The 17,950-nt window shown below is 56.4% G+C and carries 20 protein-coding genes, 2 tRNA genes and 1 pseudogene; 9 read left to right on the top strand and 14 right to left on the bottom strand.

What is annotated here, in order from left to right:
• Window positions 1-46: 46 nt before the first annotated feature.
• From HPY55_07130 to HPY55_07160, 7 genes are all read right to left on the bottom strand, one after another.
• Entirely contained in the window at window positions 47-655 is a 609-nt protein-coding gene (locus HPY55_07130) for a flavin reductase family protein (protein NPV70402.1), read from the bottom strand.
• A gap of 77 nt (window positions 656-732) precedes the next feature.
• A complete protein-coding gene (locus HPY55_07135) occupies window positions 733-2,214 on the bottom strand; it encodes a sodium:solute symporter family protein (protein ID NPV70403.1) in 1,482 nt (493 codons plus the stop codon).
• A 350-nt stretch (window positions 2,215-2,564) separates the two neighbouring features.
• Window positions 2,565-4,478, bottom strand: coding sequence for an aldehyde ferredoxin oxidoreductase family protein (locus HPY55_07140; protein NPV70404.1), 1,914 nt, complete (start codon window positions 4,476-4,478; stop codon window positions 2,565-2,567).
• Between the two features lie 14 nt (window positions 4,479-4,492).
• The gene (locus HPY55_07145; GenBank protein NPV70405.1) at window positions 4,493-4,756 is read right to left on the bottom strand and encodes a MoaD/ThiS family protein; all 264 of its coding nucleotides are present in this window, start codon (window positions 4,754-4,756) and stop codon (window positions 4,493-4,495) included.
• Entirely contained in the window at window positions 4,728-5,459 is a 732-nt protein-coding gene (locus HPY55_07150) for a flavodoxin family protein (GenBank protein NPV70406.1), read from the bottom strand. The genes HPY55_07145 and HPY55_07150 overlap by 29 nt, the downstream gene beginning before the upstream one ends.
• Entirely contained in the window at window positions 5,456-5,929 is a 474-nt protein-coding gene (locus tag HPY55_07155; protein ID NPV70407.1) for a 4Fe-4S dicluster domain-containing protein, read from the bottom strand. The genes HPY55_07150 and HPY55_07155 overlap by 4 nt, the downstream gene beginning before the upstream one ends.
• Complete coding sequence (locus HPY55_07160; GenBank protein NPV70408.1) at window positions 5,922-6,728, bottom strand: IclR family transcriptional regulator; 807 nt, start codon at window positions 6,726-6,728, stop codon at window positions 5,922-5,924. Before HPY55_07160 ends, HPY55_07155 begins: the two co-directional genes overlap by 8 nt.
• 154 nt (window positions 6,729-6,882) lie before the next feature.
• Here HPY55_07160 and HPY55_07165 point away from each other — a divergent pair, with 154 nt between their 5' ends.
• Both HPY55_07165 and HPY55_07170 read left to right on the top strand, forming a co-directional pair.
• Entirely contained in the window at window positions 6,883-7,959 is a 1,077-nt protein-coding gene (locus HPY55_07165; GenBank protein NPV70409.1) for a DUF917 family protein, read from the top strand.
• Between the two features lie 585 nt (window positions 7,960-8,544).
• Complete coding sequence (locus HPY55_07170) at window positions 8,545-8,760, top strand: hypothetical protein (GenBank protein ID NPV70410.1); 216 nt, start codon at window positions 8,545-8,547, stop codon at window positions 8,758-8,760.
• A 120-nt stretch (window positions 8,761-8,880) separates the two neighbouring features.
• Here the strand turns inward: HPY55_07170 and HPY55_07175 are convergent.
• Together HPY55_07175 and HPY55_07180 are read right to left on the bottom strand one after the other, a co-directional pair.
• Window positions 8,881-8,956: transfer RNA gene (locus HPY55_07175), tRNA-Val, on the bottom strand.
• A 100-nt stretch (window positions 8,957-9,056) separates the two neighbouring features.
• On the bottom strand, window positions 9,057-9,221 hold the full coding sequence (locus HPY55_07180) for a hypothetical protein (GenBank protein NPV70411.1): 165 nt from the start codon (window positions 9,219-9,221) through the stop codon (window positions 9,057-9,059).
• Window positions 9,222-9,525: 304 nt separating this feature from the next.
• Here HPY55_07180 and HPY55_07185 point away from each other — a divergent pair.
• Window positions 9,526-9,723, top strand: a pseudogene (locus HPY55_07185) (hypothetical protein).
• A 226-nt stretch (window positions 9,724-9,949) separates the two neighbouring features.
• On the opposite strand, the gene HPY55_07190 reads toward HPY55_07185, so the two are convergent.
• The 3 genes from HPY55_07190 to HPY55_07200 all read right to left on the bottom strand — a co-directional run bounded on the left by HPY55_07190 (window position 9,950) and on the right by HPY55_07200 (window position 11,827).
• Window positions 9,950-10,258: a 4Fe-4S binding protein gene (locus HPY55_07190; GenBank protein NPV70412.1), complete on the bottom strand. Its 309-nt coding sequence runs from the start codon at window positions 10,256-10,258 to the stop codon at window positions 9,950-9,952.
• 18 nt (window positions 10,259-10,276) lie between these two features.
• Window positions 10,277-11,356 (bottom strand): acetyl-CoA synthase subunit gamma, encoded by a 1,080-nt coding sequence (locus HPY55_07195; GenBank protein ID NPV70413.1) that lies wholly within the window; start codon window positions 11,354-11,356, stop codon window positions 10,277-10,279.
• Between the two features lie 120 nt (window positions 11,357-11,476).
• The gene (locus HPY55_07200; protein ID NPV70414.1) at window positions 11,477-11,827 is read right to left on the bottom strand and encodes a hypothetical protein; all 351 of its coding nucleotides are present in this window, start codon (window positions 11,825-11,827) and stop codon (window positions 11,477-11,479) included.
• Between the two features lie 85 nt (window positions 11,828-11,912).
• Here HPY55_07200 and HPY55_07205 point away from each other — a divergent pair, with 85 nt between their 5' ends.
• Window positions 11,913-12,149: a heavy-metal-associated domain-containing protein gene (locus tag HPY55_07205; protein ID NPV70415.1), complete on the top strand. Its 237-nt coding sequence runs from the start codon at window positions 11,913-11,915 to the stop codon at window positions 12,147-12,149.
• A 112-nt stretch (window positions 12,150-12,261) separates the two neighbouring features.
• On the opposite strand, the gene HPY55_07210 is transcribed toward HPY55_07205, so the two are convergent.
• Together HPY55_07210 and HPY55_07215 are read right to left on the bottom strand one after the other, a co-directional pair.
• Window positions 12,262-12,330: transfer RNA gene (locus tag HPY55_07210), tRNA-Glu, on the bottom strand.
• Window positions 12,331-12,417: 87 nt separating this feature from the next.
• The gene (locus HPY55_07215) at window positions 12,418-13,431 is read right to left on the bottom strand and encodes a hypothetical protein (GenBank protein ID NPV70416.1); all 1,014 of its coding nucleotides are present in this window, start codon (window positions 13,429-13,431) and stop codon (window positions 12,418-12,420) included.
• A 78-nt stretch (window positions 13,432-13,509) separates the two neighbouring features.
• On the opposite strand from HPY55_07215, the gene HPY55_07220 reads away from it, so the two are divergent.
• The 5 genes from HPY55_07220 to HPY55_07240 all read left to right on the top strand — a co-directional run bounded on the left by HPY55_07220 (window position 13,510) and on the right by HPY55_07240 (window position 16,971).
• Entirely contained in the window at window positions 13,510-13,725 is a 216-nt protein-coding gene (locus tag HPY55_07220) for a helix-turn-helix domain-containing protein (protein ID NPV70417.1), read from the top strand.
• A 401-nt stretch (window positions 13,726-14,126) separates the two neighbouring features.
• Window positions 14,127-14,495, top strand: a complete 369-nt coding sequence (locus HPY55_07225; protein ID NPV70418.1) for a hypothetical protein — start codon at window positions 14,127-14,129, stop codon at window positions 14,493-14,495.
• Window positions 14,492-16,255 carry a hypothetical protein gene (locus HPY55_07230; protein NPV70419.1) on the top strand — a complete coding sequence of 588 codons (1,764 nt, stop codon included), beginning with the start codon at window positions 14,492-14,494 and terminating at the stop codon, window positions 16,253-16,255. Before HPY55_07225 ends, HPY55_07230 begins: the two co-directional genes overlap by 4 nt.
• Window positions 16,256-16,324: 69 nt before the next feature.
• Window positions 16,325-16,606, top strand: coding sequence for a hypothetical protein (locus tag HPY55_07235; protein ID NPV70420.1), 282 nt, complete (start codon window positions 16,325-16,327; stop codon window positions 16,604-16,606).
• Window positions 16,607-16,629: 23 nt separating this feature from the next.
• On the top strand, window positions 16,630-16,971 hold the full coding sequence (locus HPY55_07240; GenBank protein NPV70421.1) for a hypothetical protein: 342 nt from the start codon (window positions 16,630-16,632) through the stop codon (window positions 16,969-16,971).
• Window positions 16,972-17,950: the final 979 nt, after the last annotated feature.

Genomic DNA, 17,950 nt, shown 5'->3' on the forward strand with positions numbered 1-17,950 from the left:
ACACCCCAATCCAGAGCCAGGATTCAGCCTGTCAGGGTTTCGGAGGTTACGGATAAGGTACCGAGGCCATCCAATAACCTGACGGCGCCAGGAATACATGGGCCTGCCTGTCGTCCATTCTGTAACGCTTGAAGTGAAGGCACGGAAAAGTCTTATCGATTCTCAAAAGCAGATCATCAGTAAACAGACCCCTGTCATAATGAGCGGCTACCACCTCCGCAATGATAAGCGTATGGTCGCCGACCGGCAGCATCTGATGGGCGCAGCACTCCAGGTTGGCTCTACATTCGTCTATTCCTGGCGGCTCAACCTTCAACGAAGGGATGGCTCTGTAACCCATCAAGGAGAATTTGCCGTGACCCTCGGGGTAGTCATATGAAGAAGCTACCAGCCGCTCGGCTAGGTCCAAACCGGGTACGTTCAGAACAAACTCGTGGGTCCTCTCGATATTTTGCAGAGTATGCTGCTTCGCGGGTTTCGTCAGGAGTGCAACAGTGAACATCGGAGGATGCTCCGATGCCGGAGAAATCCAGCTGGCAGGGGCTGCGTTCACCCCCCCATCCGGATTCATAGTCGTAATGAGTATGGGCCTTGAAGGTTGAACGAAAAAATAAGCCAGTCGGAGTTCCTTTTCTTCAAGAACGGCCTTTGCCATGCGCGATCCCACCTATATTGGGGGGCTTTCGCCTGCGTAGGCGAAAGCCCCTCCGAATACCTTGCTGTACAGTGTTATCAGATATCGTAGAATCTGGTGACAACTTCCGGCGGCTGTGGACTGGAAACAAGGCTAACCACGACGAATATGACAGCGTTTATGGCAACCGCCCATACCCCCGCCATTGTAGCCCCCCCATAACAGGGAACCATCCTAAGTGTCCAGAGTGAACAAAGGACAGTTCCTACAATAAGACCAGCAATGGCACCTAGTCTGGAGGACCTCTTCCAGTACAGCGCCCCCAGCAAAGCTGGTGTCATCTGGAGGAATCCACCACCGGCCAGCGTCGTTATGATCACCATAAAGCCCTTGATGGTTATGGCTGCCCAGAACGAAAGCAGGCCACCGACCACGATCAACCAGCGACCCAGCCTGAAGTATCCCTCCTCCGATATCTTGAGGCCCGGAGCTCTAGGCACGACATACTTCCGTACGATGTCGTGAGTTACCACCATCGACAGGGCGTGCATCTGTGAGTCAACGGTCGACATCATGGCGGCCAGCGCTCCGCATATGATGATCGACGCCAAGACAGTAGGGACGTATTTGAAGAGCAGCTCAGGCATGATCATGTCCGGTACCGGCCATTTGGGGTTCAAGAGCCTGGCTGCAAGTCCCACGTACGGAGTCATGAAGTGATATGTGGCAAGGAAAACACCCGAGACGAACATCGACCACTTCAGGGTTGCGAGGGACTTGGCGGTGTAAAGACGCAGGAACATATGTGGTGACATCAGTAGTCCAACATTCACCGGTAGCCACAGGCCGACGAAAACCAGGGGGGTTATGAAGTTGCTGCCACCCGGCAGGGTGAGGTACTGCGGTATCTTCTCTGCTGCGACGGCCGATAACGCGAAAATGCCGCCGAAGCCCGTCCAGAGAATGAGGGCAACCGCCGTCAGCATTGCTACGTACATAAAGGCACCCTGGAACACGTCTGTCCAGGCGACAGCTCTTAGGCCTCCGGCCACCACGTAAATGATCGTGAGTACGAGGAAGGCGAAAGCTCCACCCTCAACCGGGAACAGTCCGTTGGTAACGACGTTGAACACGTATCCCGCGCCCGTCATCTGCGTCCCGATGTAGGGGATTATGAAGACTGCACCGATAAGAGCGACGAGCAGGCGAATTACGTCGCTCTGGTAGAAATCACCGAGCAGGTCAGCAAGAGAAATGTAGCCATAGCGCTTGCCAAGCACCCAAACTTTTCGTCCGATAATCCACGCCACAAGGGCCGTGAATCCCGTAGTCAGAGGGGAGACAGTCCAGTAAGCGAGCCCGTGGGCATAGTTCATTGCAGCGACCCCAAGGAAAGCGAACGAGCTGAAGTACGTGGCTGAGAAGGTGAAACCCTGCGCTATCAAGCCCAAAGACCGGCTCGCGACCGCGTAGTCCTGAAGCTCAGCCTTTGATTTCCTTGTTGCCACCCATCCGATGTACAAGGCCACCACGACGTACACAGCCATCGTTCCAAAAAACGCAGCCATTTTCGGGTTCACCGAACGTCACCCCCCTGCGCGAATTCCCGGTCATACTTGCCTGTGTTCCAGATCTGGGATTTGCTCGCGCAGATTCCAAATCCAACAAACACCACACCCAGCCACAACCACGTCCACAGCCAGAGGGATGGCAGCCCAAACGTCAGTGGGTGACTCCGAACATAGTAGTCACTGAACCAGTGGAGTATGGGGGGATGACTCATTAGGAAGCAAACCAGAAAATAGACCGTCCAAAAACGATGCTCCTTCGAAACATTTTTCATAGATCGGTCCTCCTTTTGTTGGAACAGATTCTTCCGCACCCTGTACACCGTGATCAGCCTTTTTTCATCACCTCCCTTTCAGAGCTCCTAGGCAAGCAACCCTTGCTTTTCAAGAGCATCAGCAACGAAGCCCAAACCAAGGTGATCAAGAGTGTCCCTTAACGGTCGCCCCGAAACCTTTGACCATGCATGAAGGTCGTAGTACTCATCAAGCATACGGTTCAGATTAGCCTCCGAATTGATCGCGTTCTGCTCCGACCTTTCAGGAAGGACTTCGTTCATCAGCCTCCAGGGAAGCCTATCGTCTTTGCGACTGAGTCCTTCCCTGACATTGAAGCACCGCTCGAGATTGATAGTCCTTCTGCCCACACGCATCAGCTCCTCAGCTGTTATGGGCCTTCCGAAGGCAGCTTCCATGAACTGAGCCATCAATTCAGGGGTGACCCCGTAGGTAGACGTTGTTGTGAAGCTGCAAAAACCGAGTGAATCCGTAACGGCGAAGACATCCTCGTGCCATCTAACGATCTCCGCCCTTTTCTCAACCAGGAGCGGGTTAGCGTATTTGGCGTCTCCAGTTATCCTGGTGATCAGGTCTTTCGCGCGGGGGTTCATCCCGAATTCCGCAATCGGTTGCGCGTGAAGATGATCAGGTCCGCGTGGGTTAACCGCGAAAGCAAGCGCGTAGGAGTTGGCAGACCTCGTCTCAACCCTCGATTGCTCCAAACCTCTGGCCTCGACGGCCCATTTCCAGGACTCCCGTCCGATAGCCCTGGCAGCCGAACGTACTCCCTCACCCAACACCCTGCCGAGTCCCTCGCGTCTGGCAATCCGGTGGATCATTTCGATAACAGCTTCCGCGTTGCCGAACCGAAGGTCCAGGCTGTCGGTGTCCTTAACACTTAGCAACTCCTTTTCGAAGCACTCCATAGCAAACTGGATGACTGATCCAGTCGAAATTGAATCCAGCCCGTAGTCATTACATAGCTCGTTAGCTTTCAGAACAGCCTCAGGGTCGACTACGCCGCACCCTGGGCCCAGGGCAGCGATCGTCTCATACTCTGGTCCGCCCGCTTGCCCGGCGTAGGGCCCGTTTGGCACCACGGAATATTTGTGGCAGCAAAGTACACAACTGAAGCACGCGCGCCTGCGCCTGATATAGCCCTTTTGAATCATGTGCTGACCGCTAACCCTGAACGCGTCGGGAGTGTATCCATGTTGAAAATTCCGGGCCGGTAGGCCTCTGGACTCGTTCACGGGCATAATGCTTCCGGGCGTACCCGTTATGTAATACTTGGGAGCGCCTGGGTCTCCGTACAGATTCTCTGTCGCGATCCTTACCAGCTTCGAGAAACGGGCCGGGTCGGCTACCGATAGACTACCGGAGCCTTTGACTACAATGCCCTTCAGATTCTTCGAGGCCATAACCAATCCGACACCACAACGAGCGGCGGCGCTGTAAGCGTCAAACATTATCCCTGCGAACTTTACCCCCTTCTCAGCCGCAGCTCCGATGCACGCGACGGACGCCGTTCCTCGGCCAGCTCGCCTTCTTAGCCACGCTGTAGCCTCACGGACATTCTTCCCCCATATAGGCCCGGCATCTTCAAATGAGACTCTACCATCTTCGATAACCAGATACGCAGGAACCTGGCTCTTCCCCGTAATTACCAGAAGAGAAACGCCCGCCGCCTTCATCATCACGCCGAACGCTGCTCCTGCTGTACTCTTCGCGTACAGCCCCGTGGCAGGGCTTTTCGTAACTACGCTAATACGTCCTGACGAAGGAGCGTTTGTGCCAGTAAGTGTTCCTGCACCAATAATGAGTGGGACCTCAGGTGAAAGAGGGTCGACATGGGGTTGGGTGGTCTCGAACAAAATCTTGGCCCCCAAACCTCGGCTCCCCGCGTACTTGTACACCTCTTCCAACCCAATAGGTACGGCGGCAAATTGCCGACTGGAAAGGTCTATCCTGAGTTCCTTCATAGCGAGACCCTCACTCACTGCCATACCTCCTTTCAACCGCCACCTAGCATAGGGACTATCGAAACCTCATCGCCATCATGCAGCAGAGTTCGCTCGGCGGATGGTACCGGAATAATAGTACCGTTTACGACAAAGAAATACTGCGAGAGAGGCTCCCCTTCCATTCCCAGCCGGGAGGTCTTCAGTCGTTCAAGCAGTTCGCGTATGTCAGCGCCCTTCGGGAGGTGAAAGTCGCAAATCACCGTCTTCCCGATAATCGGGAACGCTCTAACCTTTATCGTGATTTGCTCCTCCATCGGTGCTACCCCCAAGCTCAGACAGCTTCCACTCTCCGAGAGCCAGCAGCGCCGCAGTTCTCCCGACGTTCTCACCGAGTATCCGGACCGAATTGAGGCCGAAGTCGTCATGACGGACGACATCGTTACCCCTCTCGTGAGCCCAGCCAACACCGCCAATGTACCCGACAGGTCCCTGGGCCAAGGAGAAACCGCCAACCGTCACGAATCCAGAGATAAGCAGAAATCTCAGTATGTCAGCGACCACATGCTCTTGACCGCCGTTACGATGAAACCCGACGGCGAGAGCACCCGCAGCCGTTTTACTCCAGTCAGGAACGGCTACCCCGTGATCAGGAATCCACACCTTCTTCACCAAGCAGGTGAACCGCTCTATGAACGCCCTCAACTTTGAGTTCGTACTAAAAAAATAAACCGGCGAACCGATAATCAACCCATTGGGAACGGGGTCTGTAAGCCGCTTCACTGTCTCCAGCCAGTCGTCTTTTAAGATGCAATATGACCGGGAACGCACGCAACCGCCGCAATCCAAACAGGGTTGAATCTTCTTGCCGTGAAGAGATATGTATTCCGTTTCAGCGGTCATCCCCGGAACAAGTCCTTCCACGGTCTCTCTTGCGCTTGTTAAGGACTCCTGAACCAGAATCTCGGTGTTTGCGTGTCTGGGACTGGAGGACAGGCCCACAATTCGGACTCTTTTCACTCCGCTTCTCCCCCCCTTGCCAACCACTCCCTAATGCGTTCCAGATAGTGGCGAAGATGGTAGATCGTCGACAGGTTGTTACCTACCAGTTTCAGTGCATTACTTGGGCAGGCCCGCACGCACTCAGGCTCACCCCCGCAGAGGTCGCACTTGAGTACCTCTCCGGCGCCCGCATGATACGAGATCCCGCCGTTCGGACAGGCACTAACACAGGCCAAACACCCCGTGCACAGTTCCTTATCTATGGACGTCCCTTCTTTGTCCAGCGCACCGGTCGGGCAAGCCGATACACACGGTTTTGCTTCGCACTGGCAGCACACGATCGGTAGCGATTCACCGCCGATTTCGTCATTCGATATTTTGATCCGCGATAGGGTCAGGTCATATATGCCGTAGTGTTTGAAACTGCACGCAGTCTGGCACAGGCGGCACCCCGTGCACAACTCGGGCTCTACAATTAACCTATTCACTGGGTATGTCACCTCCCTGGAATCCGTTTTCGGTCGTGAGCTGCAAAGCTGAGGAAATCTTCCTGGCAGCTTCTTGTTGCAAACATATCAGCCGATCGAGCCCTGATTGGTCTAACCTGCTGTCCGGCCCGGCGATGCTAAGGCTGGCGACCGCGCGGTCGGCACGATATCCCAGAATTGGCACAGCAATTGCGTAAATCCCTTCATCTAATTCCCCAACGCTGAAAGCCCATCCCCTTTGGCGTATCAAGTCCAGTTCTTTCTGGAGCTCGTCGGGATCCGTTATGGTGCGATGGGTAAACTTGGTCAACGGCCTGTTCAAAGCGCGTAAACGCGCCTTTTCTGGAAGGTACGCCATCAAGACCTTCGCCGAGGCTCCTGCATGTAAAGGGCTGACTGAACCGGGCTTAAAGGTGACCCTTATCGGACGCGTCGATTCAACTTTCTCGATGCAGACTGCTTTCTCATCATCTCCCAGGACGGTAAGAAAGACAGATTCACCTGTATCCGCAGCGAGCTGGCGCATAACCGGCAGAGCAACATCCCTAATCTGTATGTCACCGTCCATAATACTGGCAAGCTCCACGATGGCAAATCCTAGGGAGTACTGCCTGGTCGTCCGATCATACCTTACGAACCCGTGCCGCTCGAGGGTGCAAAGCAAACGATAGACTATGCTTTTGTGGAGGCCTGTCGCAACGCACAAATTCGCCAGGCTCCTTCGCGGAGTCTGCGGGGTAAACTGTTTGAGGAGGGTTAATGCTCTATCCACTGTTTGGCAAGTAGCTGTAGACTTCACGCGACACACCCTATACAATAACTATAGAAATGTAAGTTTCGCTATTTGCTATTTCTACTATACTACGCTGACCTTCAAAGTCCTGCTTCGTCTGCCTTAAAGTTGCTAATACTTTGGGGATAAACTCGTATTCTGAACGCAGGGAGGGTAATCGATGAGTCCTGTACGCTTAGACAAAGACGTCCTGGATGCAATCACGCTCGGCGGTGCGTTTTACGGGGGAGGGGGCGGGGGCCCAATAACTCAGGGGGTTGAATTGGGACAGCTGGCCCTTCAGTATGGGAACCCAACGATGATAAGCATCGATGAGATGCCTGGAGACGCTATCCTCCTGACAGTCTCCGCGGTAGGAGCTCCAGCTGCACAAGGACAGCATGCAAAGGCGTATCATTACGTCAGAGCGGTAGAACTGTTTATCAAATACTCCGGTATCGAAGTACACGGATTCATCAGCAATGAGTGTGGGGGGCTTGCTTCGGTTAACGGGTGGATTCAGTCAGCGGCCTTTGGTTTACCGGTGGTCGACGCCCCGTGCGACGGGAGGGCTCATCCTACAGGTATAATGGGATCTATGGGGCTTCGTTGGCCGGAATATACCTCCTTACAGGCAGCATGTGGCGGGAGCAGATCCGAGGGCACCTACGTCGAAATCTTCACGACCGGCTCCCCTGAGAAGACAGCTGCACTTGTACGGCAGGCAGCGGTCCAGGCGGGTGGTCTTGTCGCGGTGGCGAGGAACCCGGTTGAGGCTTCATATGTCAGGTCTCACGGTGCGCCAGGATCTCTTGAGAAGTGTATTAAGGTAGGGCGAGCGATGCTGGACGCGAAGACCCGGGGGCCGTTGGAAATGGCACAGGCCGCCGCGGCGACCGCGGACGGGAAGGTAATGTTCACCGCCAGAGTCAGCAAAAAAGATCTGGAGACCGTGGGCGGGTTTGATGTTGGTCAGATTACCTTTGATAACGGCGCCCAGGTAGTCTTCTGGAACGAGTACATAACGCTGGACATGGGTGCTGAGCGACTAGCCACTTTTCCGGATCTAATAGCAACAATCAGTACTGAGTCGGGAGTACCCCTATCCAGTACGGATATCGTACCCGACAGTGAAGTGGCGGTAGTGGTGGTTCCGAAAGGCCATCTGATCCTAGGCGCAGGAGTGAAGGACAAATCGCTGTTTTACGCAGTTGAAGAGGCTACTGGACAGAGGATAATCGAGTACGTGTTCAAATGATGACGGCGGTGGATCAGGCAAGGATTGCAACCAGTATTTGGGATAAGCTCCTGCGGCAGACCCGGTTCCTCAGTACTTCTTCACCACCTCGAGGTGGGCGTACTCGCTTTTTCTTTCAGAGTCGGATCAGTAGAGTCTCAAGTAGTCGTGTTGGCATGATGGATTTGGAGACAAGCGCGACTGAGAGACAGGCAGGTACGCGCGAGAATACGAACTGCCAATGACAAATGAGATGGAAGTGACCCATCTTTGTGCAAGGGAATTCTCCGCCAGTAGTGGGCGGAGGCTGGCGCTGAGCGCGGGCGGAGGGTGCGCCGGTATTTTACATGGGCAAAAGCTCGCAGTTGGTGTTTGGTCGGCCCCCTCCCGCGTACCGCCCACATGGGTCCGGCCACGGTGACCGGGAAGCCCGAACAGGTGTATGCAATTGCCTAGCTGAGGACACCACCGCGCTCGATCGAAAGAATTACTGTTGCAGGATGTTGCCGTCAATGCCGCGCTACTTTGGACTTGACCTGCATAAGAACCACGTGCACGGTTTCGAGTGGATTCCGGAAGTCCGGCAAGCATCGAGGCCGAGAACAGGTGGGCCTCGTCTATGACGAGGACGGGCTGTTTGCCCTGGTTCTCGTAGGCATCGAGGAAGGCGTGGTCGAACTGGCAGCGGGCATCCCTCTGGTGAAACGCGGGTGTGATACCGAACTGAGCCAGGACTTCTCTATAGAAGCCCCGTGGTTCAAGAGCGGAATCGGCGATGTAATGGACTCCATCCTGGCTATCGCAAACAAGAAACGCCGGTGAACCACTCCCAAGGCTACCGGCGTCCCGCAAACCAGGCAGGCTAAATGCCTGCCTCTTTTCGTTTTCCTGTCATTTTCCTGTCAAACTGAGTTTTCCGCTTTTCGGATTTGGGCCTTACACTGGTGGGCGGTACAGGACTTGAACCTGTGACCTCGTGAATGTGAGTCACGCGCTCTAACCACTGAGCTAACCGCCCGCTAATGCCTCGTTCAGACGCAGAAAGAGTATACCATGCGCGCGAACGAACTTCAACAATGCGCATTCACTCATGTAAAATGTAACCGAGCAGGGATCACTCAGATTAAAATGTAACCGAAGGGATCGATGTTGAATGACAGATGCTGTAAGAGGATGTCCCCGATGGCCCGCCCCGAGTATCTCTCATCCATGAGGGCGAGATACGTCGACGCCAAGACCCGCTCCCAGCGCTCCAGGATCCTTGACGAGGTTATCAAGGTCACCGGCTACAACCGTAAGTACGCCGAGCCCTCCGCCCATCTGCCACCACCGCCCCCTGGTCTTACTCTACCAACCTCGGTGCATATTGTCCAAATCAGTTACGGGGCTAAATAGCGGCTCGACCCCCGGCTCGTGTACTCACGTTCTGTGGTACCGTCATGCCCGATCGTTCTGCAATTCTGTCACCGTGCAGCCTCCTGCCCAACGGATTCCGTGGACTTACCCCAAAACGGGGTTGACGGAATAGTCTGGCCGTGGGAGGTGAGTATTGTGTACGGCTATGGTGACTACACGGGCTGGGACTACATTCCGGGAGTAGCGCAGCAACCTGGGTTTCCCCAGTATCCCGGATATCCGGGCTATCCAGGGGTACCTCCGGCATACCCGGGTTTCCCGCCGACGTTCCCGGCGCCGTTCCCGGGAAACCTGCAGCAACGCGTTGTGAGGCTGGAGAGGGCTGTTGCGCTCATGGAAGCGGAGATCGACCGGCTGGCGCGCAGGGTTGCGGACCTCGATAGGAGGGTCGCGCGGCTCGAAGGCAGGCCTGGTGGTAGTGAACTCGGCCCTGGAGCCGGAGAGGCTGGCAAACCCGGAGGCTGATAGAGCCGGCAGCCGATCTGCAGATTAGCCAGGACTTGACCTGGAGTACCGGAGCAGAAGAGATAAACGCCCTGCCATCGGGCGTTTATCCGCTTTCGTAAACGAGTTGTGCGTAGTAGCGCCGGCGCCGCTAGCAGCACCCCTTTGAACCGGAGCAGCCACACCCGGGTCCGCCGCAATCCGGCTCTCCGCCGGTTAGCAGGCCACGGATGATGGCCACAGCGCAGCCGACTCCCGACTTCACCGTGATAGCGCCGGCCGGGCAGTTCCGCGAGCACGCGCCGCACTCCATACAGTCATCCTTGCAGATAACTCTTGCTGTGGTGCCCTCCATCTCGAGCACTCGATGGGGGCACACCGATACACACATCCCGCAGCCCGTGCACAGGTCGCGGTCCAGCTCGAGAGTCGCGACGTCCTTCAAGTACTGCAACGTCATGACACGCACCAACCTCTCCTAGAGCAGGAACCAAAATGCCAGGCCGGCCACAACCGAACACGCCAGCGTGGGGAGGGCTATCCTCATCTCCCGCTTCACCCCCGAGAACGAGGTGACCGGCGTGGCCCCCGTGAAATTCAGGGCAATGTATGCGGAGGCCGCGGGCCATATCAGCAGAGTCGCCGCTACGGTCCCTGCGCCGGTCGCGCCGTGCCGGGTCACCCAGGTCGCGCAGAGTCCAGCCGACACCAGCAGGCCCGCAATCCAGCCTTTCAGCGAGAACGCCCGTCCAGGTATCCACGGCAGCGCGATAGGTACCGCAACCGAACCGGCCACGACCGCGCTCGCAGCGGCCAGCATGAGGTCCCTTATGCCCGGCCTGAAAGCACCGGCGGGGACATGCCCGCCGCCGAACCGCCTCATGATGAAGGCCAGGAGCACGCCAGCGGCGAGTACCGTCCACGACCCCAACAGCTCAACCGGGACAAGCACGAGTCGGTCGAGGAAGCCGAACCGTACGCGCCGCATCCCGGGGTCAGCCTTCATGTCCCGTTCGAGGAATCTTCCCAGGTCGGCTGCACGCACCGGGCCGTACACCACTTCAAAGCCCGATCGTCGCCGGACTTCGTGAGCCGCGACGCCAGGAGCCCCGAGTTGAGGCAGGATGATAGTCCTGTGGTCTACGACCTCCGGCAGCCGTACTGCTGCCAGGCGCCGGACCACCTCTGCGGTCCCGAATGTTCCCTTCCCCGCAGCGCACCAGACGTTTATGCCGTATGTATCCAGTACCACGACCCAGGTGTCCCTACCGTCAATCTGCCGACGGAGCAGGTCGAACGTCATCTTGTAGTTAGCAGTGATCACCACGGGGGACGACCGCCCGGGCGAGCCGACTGCGTAAAGCCCAGGCGGAACGCGGTAGGTGAACCTACCGATCCCGAGGCGAACGCCCACCATGCCGAGCGTGTCCTCGAGCGACAGCCTTGTTGAGACACGGGGCACAAGCCCCGCCCCTGACTCCACCCATCCGGTGATCCATTCGGGGTCGCGCTTCCCGGGGTTCTCCCGCCTATCCTGGCAGCTCGGCTGCCTACTCATGCAATTACCTCCACGAATCCATCATAGCAGACCGGTGGGGCTTAGTCCTCGATCTTCTGTATGTAGTCGAGGTTGCCCTCCGAGGGTTCGAATGGTCGTAGCGGAAGAGGCGGGAAGCGTTCAGCCACTCGAAGACTCGGTCGTACCGTGCGAGTAGCAGTCCCAACCTGACGGGGTCACTTGACGCAAGTCCCCGCACGTCGGAGCCAGGCGCGGCGTCTGGGTGCGTACGCGTGCAGTACACGATGAGGGTGCCAGAAGCGTGGCGCAGTAGTCGGGTATCCTCGCGCGATCCTCGGGATAACGGAAGGCCGGAGAGATCTGGAGAGCAGGATGCGCCTCCGCCAGCTGGCGCACGAGAATTGCGTTGTCCGCGAAGTAGCAGCCCTCGATGATGATCACCAGTATCCTGACCGCCTTTCGTCGACCGCACCACCGGTCGGACCGCAGCTCAGCGGTGTCCTTTTTCAAGTTATGTAAAACTTCGGCCGGTTGTTCAACGGCCTCCCGTGGGACAGAATATGGGTGAATCCGTTCGCTTTATGGAGGGGATCCAATGCCAGAAGCCGGTTCAAAGCGAGTGACGTTCCACGTGCCCGGCATGTCGTGTTCACACTGCCGGACCGCCATCTCCAAAGTCCTCGGGGAATCCAGGGGAGTTATAAAGGCCGACGTGGATCTGCCCGCCAAAACGGTGATTGTCGACTACGACCCGGAACGCGCAAGCCTGGACGATCTGAAGCGGGTGCTTACGCAGGCGGGATATACGCCGCAGGGGGGTTCGCAAGGGTAAGCGCCCGGTACATGAAGGGATGGGGCGAGTACCGAACCTCATTAGCCGCTAACCACGAGGCTCCACTAAGCAGCAACGCCCGCCCAATGGGCAGGCCGTTGTGGTCATCTTATGGTGGCCCCAACGGGAATCGAACCCGTGTTACCGCCTTGAAAGAGCGGTGTCTTGACCTCTTGACCATTCCCCTGTTAAAACTGCGTTTCTGGCCCCATTCCCTCGCCAGGGTAACCGCTTTTCATTTTGAGCCTTATTTACTGCTCCTTCGCCGTCACTGGTCAGAATCCTGCTCAGGTTGGGAGGTTTTTGAAGGAGCGGCCTTCGTACGGATAACGCCTACCGGCGTACGACGGCCCTGTCTTTGTCTTCGCTTTTTCTCTCTCTGACGGCACCTTTCGGAGCAAAACTTCTCCCGAGGTGGCAGTACTAAGTTGCCGCAATCGGCTGCTGAACACCTGGTTACGTTGAGGTATCCCAATTCCTGAAAGAACCATTGTAGGAACGCCGCGAGGATAGCACCACTGGCTCCGAACACCCAAGTGTACAGCGGGAATCTTGGGTCATCCTCGCGGCTAAGCATCGGAATGAGAACAAACACCGGCAGTACTCTCGACACACAATCCACAATCGCCTCCCAGGTGTCTCTGAGAAGCTGATCGTCATTCTGAGGTCCCATCCAGATGGTTTCATACGCCGCTGTGCCCCCGCGTCCGGTCTTCTTGCGGAATATGGGCGGCCACGGCAGGTAGCGAACGTACGGCCAAGAGCCATCCCCGACAAGATAGACCGCACTGAGTTCTTCCTTGATGACCATTGCCTTTTCGAAGGGCCGATCCCCCGCGTTGTTCCTGCCCTGGCGGAAGAGGTCCCAGAGCGGCCCCACTTTGCCGTTCTTGACCCATTCGACCATCAGAGTTAACCCGCGAAACCAGTCAAGCCATTTCATGCATACTCCCCATGACTCGGAGACCGGCTTGCACGGATTGACCCCGGGCATTGTCTCGTTCCGTCCCCACCCGAGGCATGGTCCGTGCGGCAGAAGATGACCGTATTTCCCATAGAAGTCCTCAATCTGTCTCCAATCGTTTTTCTCAAAGGCGAAGTATAGCTGTCGCACTGTTCTCCAGAAGCGAGGGTCGGTTTCGGTCGGATTGAACATGCCACGCAGGTTGTCTTCGATGCACCGTATCCACCGTTCGCCCCTTTCGTCCTGCGTCAGGGCAACCTTGACCCAGGGAATGCTCGCATAAGCAGTCTCGGCGGCTATCGTCTCCAGTCTGTGCATCTGTGTCCCCCCTAAGTCCCCCCTTCCTATATTATAGACACAGAATCCTGCTCAGGTCAATCAGAAGGGGTGTGAAGCATGGTTACGCAGGTCGCATTGCTTCGGTTCAAGACGGGCGTAACTGCTCGTGAATTCGCCAAGGCTGTCGGAATCCCAGAGGTTACCATGTACCGCATTGAGCGGGGAAGGCAGTACGTCCCTCCAAAATGGCGTCGTCCCCTGGCGGAGGCTCTAGGGGTCTCCGAGGAGGAAATCTGCGACCCCAAGACGGGCTGGCCCAGGTTGGTGGCTTAGCCCAACGGCAATGGAATAACCCTCTCGACGTGGCGACGGCCGAAGGGAGGGACAATCCCAATGCAGCGTTACCCGAAGGAGGCGATCATTTCGATTGACCCCTGAAGCGAAGGCTCGACGGCGGGCGAACGCCAGGCGAGGAAAGAGCGAGCGGCGTCTTTTACGTGAAGCCCGAGCCGTCCTCCTCAAAGAAGCAGAAGCGAGGCGAGCGGAAGGCGTTATCGACGCCGTGATCTGGGGGGTGATTCGCAACCTGAGAGATGCAATCTGACTTCGCTTGACACGTCCTCAACTGAGTCCCACTAGTCCCACGCGGGTGCTAAGACAACCCGCATTTTTGTTCCCCAAAAAACAACCGGGCCGGGGTGCGAACCCGGCCCAATTCATTGGAGGCATAGCCTATGTCAAAGGGTATTCCGATCAAAGCTCCCGTCAACGGTCTCTGGCGTGTTTGCGGGACCCTCTGCCCAGGGAACCCGCCAGTCTTCGTTCAGCGTATCAAGCCCCAGGACGTTCTGCGGATACGGGGAGCCGCAGGGGTTGACCTGGCTTACGACCCACCGCTACCGCCAAACACGATCCTCCGCCACGAAATCATGGGACAGGATACCTACGAAATCCCGCTAGCCGTCCTGCTGAACCACTTGAAGGCCGAACGCCTGCAAGTCGGCCCCAAGCACCCCCGCCGGATTTACCTCGCCTACAAGTACTGGCGGAACGTCATGCGAGAATCGGCCCAACTGCCGCTCTTCGGCGGTGAGGCTGTATGAGTCTTGCGGTCAGCGTACTCGAACCGGCCCGGGCAACCGTCCCGGGCCGCAGTACTTGGTGGTCCCCCGCCAGGGTCGCCATCCACGAAGGCCACTGGAAAACCGTCCACTACCCGAAGTATACCGCAGTGGTCAGGAAAGGTCAAACGCTGGCTGTTTCCCCGGTCGGGATTGACGGCATGGCTCACTTCGTGGCCTTCGACATAGATAGCGGCGATGAGGGAGACGTTCAGGCCGTCCTGAAGGCGTTACCTCAAGGGACGGTCCCCCTCGTGAGTCATTCCGGGAAGAAGGGGTGGCATGTCTGGCTGTTCCCCTCCGCTCCCATCCCTGTAAAGACCGCCCTAGCGTTCGGAAGGTGGGTCCTCGAAAGGTCTGCTGTCTCCTGCGAGGTGTTTCCCACGGGGAAGAACAGTCGCTGCCTCAAGTGGCCCGGGAGCCCCCATCCTGAGACGAAGAAGCCGGAGGTATTCGTCCCTATCGAGAACGTGGCCGGCACACCGGACACTGACGCCACCCTTCAGGCCCTGGCGGATGGGCTTTACAGAACCCCCGCCGACCTGTTCGAGCGAAGGCAGTCATGCTCACGGCAGGATAGGGGGTTCCCCGAAGGGGTCTCATATACCCATATGGGGTATAATGATCCAATCGCTGAGAACAACACAAGAACAGCGACCGCAAAAGGGAGGAGCCTCGCCATGCTGCCTGAGCTGGCCTTCGGGCTTGCTGAACTTGCAGGAAGGCGGGTGACGAAGATGGGCAAGCCCTTCCGGTGCATCCTCCCAGGCCACGAGGAACGCAAACCTTCGGCAGAGTTTTACGTGGGAGACAACGGCACAGTCGTTTACCATGATTGGCACGCTTCAAAGCACGGCACGCCTGAGTTTCTAACCCTTGGGGAAATGTATCACGCTATTGCAACGGGAAGGATAGCCAAACTGAGACCTGTCGATTCTGCAAGGTGGCTCGCTAGGCTCGCCCTACGCCTCGGCATACACAACGAGCAAACAAAACAAGTCCGCTCCTCACTTGATCGCCTATCTCAGATCTTACTCCAATCATCAGTATTATCTTCACCAGTTGGTTGTAAAACGAGAGGGGCAGATGTGTCCATGGCGAAAGGCGAAATAATTTCGTCTTTCGTCCTCTTACCGCCACCAGCCCTGCCAGAGGAGAAGAACCGCGGCAAGGGTAATGAATTGACAAGAGTGTGGCAGGCGTTTTGCGATGAAGCGATGGTTTCGGCAATGAACGGATTCAACGAGGTGAAGCTGTCTAAGCGGTTCCTGGCTCGAATTGCTGATGTGCCGGACGACGTTGCTAACAGGGCGATGAATCTCCTGTCCGTTCTCGGCGTTTTGGAGAAGGCCCCTGGCAGCGGAGGCGAACGCGGGGACAGGTTCGTGCTGGGTGACCCTTCCGCTCGGAAATCATTTCCGTTCTTTTCCGAAGAGGTCCAAAGGCGTTGGGAGGCGTTGGGCAAACCTTCCTTGAGGCAGTTCAAGAAGACCCTCGTGGAGGAACGCCTGGGTCCGGAGATAGCCAACGCAGTCTTCAGACGGTCCCAAAAGGAGAACGAATTACCTTCGGCTGCAGAGAAGACGGTCCAAGTCACGGACGAGGCATCAGTCATCCGGGACAATGGCTCCACAAAGCCCTACAATGCCCCAGGAGACGTTTTCTTGGGCGAAGAGTACCTGAGATATGGACAAGCGTCACAAGCCGTCTCCTGGGGCTTCCTAGAAGGTTCTGCCTGCTAGAATGCGGTCAAAATGCGGTAGCATGTGCGTGCTCACGACAACATGTGAGCCAGAAAGGGGTGTCCTTTGGTGGGTAGAGCAGGGAGCACGTTCATTCAGTGGGACGATTACGAGGGGCATGTTTACCTCCAGACCACGAGCGGCAAACTCGTCGAAACCCTCACTGCCGTGGGGGTTGTGTGGGAAGCGAAGGACGATGCGGGAACCTACTCCTACAGGATACCCACTGCCTGGCTCAGGCTCAGGATACCCAGGGGGGGTATACTGAAATTCGGGTGGTACCCCACGAAGAAGCAGAAGGGGGTGCTCGCTATCATGGAAGAGCGGCCCAAACTAGTCGTGGTCAAGTAAGTTCCTCGGAGAAGTTCGCGTACATGATCGGGAAGCTGTACGAGGAGAGAAAGCGGGACAAAGAGGACAATTTGAGGCAGAACAGAGAGCCGAACCATCAAAATGATGCTTCGGGGAATACCTCCGAAGCCATTGCCGAAGAATACAAAGTCGGCAAGGCCACTGTTGAACGTGCTGCCAGCACTCATCAGTTTGCCGGAGCCGTGATCAAGAAAGAACTGGCTCGCCTGATGTATGTGTCTAAGCCGGGATTAGAGACTGCAGTAAGCCTGCTAAAGTATGCTCCAGATTTCGTGGTCTTCTTTGAAGAGAGTAAGCCAGGGGGCTTCTTTACCAGATACCTAAACGCAGTGGACCGACCTTGAGTTGTCGATAGCGAGAATGCCATGCCTGCGATAACCGGGAGGGATGTTCGGTGTCCTATTTCTTGGTTGCCGGCCAACCTGTGTTCCTCTCAACCAGTCGGTACGGAGCTCTTCTCACCGAAGCTTTATCGGATGAGACTTCCAAGAATCGCGTCCGTGCTTCTATCGCAGGAACTGCAGAGCACCGCCGATCTGTGCTTCGCATGCAAAACCTCCTCAAATCGAAATACAGTACAGACCCAGTGCGTTTTTACAGTGAATGGGTGGATTTCGACTTTGCGGATGCTGAGGCTCGTGATAACGTCTCTGACCTACTGTACGACTACTGCGACTTACACGGATGCGGGCGGCTGATAGACTTCCGGGATTCTACCCAACGGTTACTAGACGCTTACGAATGCGAAAACCTTTCGTATCCGTTCGGAATGGTCTTCGGCTTGGAGTTCGACGTTGGGCTGAGACCGCTATGGCTGCGAACGTTCCTTAGGAGCAAGAATCTAAGAGTCATTATTGCAACCCAGCTGGTCAGTCGTCTCAAAGGCACTCTCAGTGACTTTACCATGTACTCTCTCTGCACAACCATTCGTTTCAACAGCAACGGTGTTGTTCTCCAGCCGTCTAACCTGTAATCGCGGTTGTATTTGACAAATTCGTGTTGTTAACCGAGGTTTCATTGTCTCGGTACTTGAGCTTGTGCATCGACGGGAAGCCAGTCCACGGTCGCTAGCAGAAGCATGGTGGTTTTCTCACCTCTTCCGAAAGGCTACTGCAGTCAAAGAATTCCACTGGGCCACAAGTAAAGGTGAGCAGGCTGCAGTCGATCACGTCGCAGGTGTCCGTAAAACGGAGACAAACGGGACCGATAAAACGGACGAAAAGCGATTCTCGTTGCTAACAAGGCGAAAACAACGGCGTCCAGCGGATGTCCGCGTGGATGGCGGGCGTACGTCCGATATTGAGAACAGACCGAAAACACTAG

This window comes from Bacillota bacterium (assembly GCA_013178305.1).
Classification (GTDB): Bacteria; Bacillota; Sulfobacillia; order JABLXB01; family JABLXB01; genus JABLXB01.

What these genes read in the sequence shown, in the direction of transcription:
- HPY55_07130 (NPV70402.1), bottom strand. Translation starts at nt 655, where the DNA reads ATGGCAAAGGCCGTTCTTGAAGAAAAGGAACTCCGACTGGCTTATTTT.
- HPY55_07145 (NPV70405.1), bottom strand. Translation starts at nt 4,756, where the DNA reads ATGGAGGAGCAAATCACGATAAAGGTTAGAGCGTTCCCGATTATCGGG.
- HPY55_07165 (NPV70409.1), top strand. Translation starts at nt 6,883, where the DNA reads ATGAGTCCTGTACGCTTAGACAAAGACGTCCTGGATGCAATCACGCTC.
- HPY55_07190 (NPV70412.1), bottom strand. Translation starts at nt 10,258, where the DNA reads ATGACGTTGCAGTACTTGAAGGACGTCGCGACTCTCGAGCTGGACCGC.
- HPY55_07195 (NPV70413.1), bottom strand. Translation starts at nt 11,356, where the DNA reads ATGAGTAGGCAGCCGAGCTGCCAGGATAGGCGGGAGAACCCCGGGAAG.
- HPY55_07205 (NPV70415.1), top strand. Translation starts at nt 11,913, where the DNA reads ATGCCAGAAGCCGGTTCAAAGCGAGTGACGTTCCACGTGCCCGGCATG.
- HPY55_07215 (NPV70416.1), bottom strand. Translation starts at nt 13,431, where the DNA reads ATGCACAGACTGGAGACGATAGCCGCCGAGACTGCTTATGCGAGCATT.
- HPY55_07220 (NPV70417.1), top strand. Translation starts at nt 13,510, where the DNA reads ATGGTTACGCAGGTCGCATTGCTTCGGTTCAAGACGGGCGTAACTGCT.
- HPY55_07225 (NPV70418.1), top strand. Translation starts at nt 14,127, where the DNA reads ATGTCAAAGGGTATTCCGATCAAAGCTCCCGTCAACGGTCTCTGGCGT.
- HPY55_07230 (NPV70419.1), top strand. Translation starts at nt 14,492, where the DNA reads ATGAGTCTTGCGGTCAGCGTACTCGAACCGGCCCGGGCAACCGTCCCG.
- HPY55_07240 (NPV70421.1), top strand. Translation starts at nt 16,630, where the DNA reads ATGATCGGGAAGCTGTACGAGGAGAGAAAGCGGGACAAAGAGGACAAT.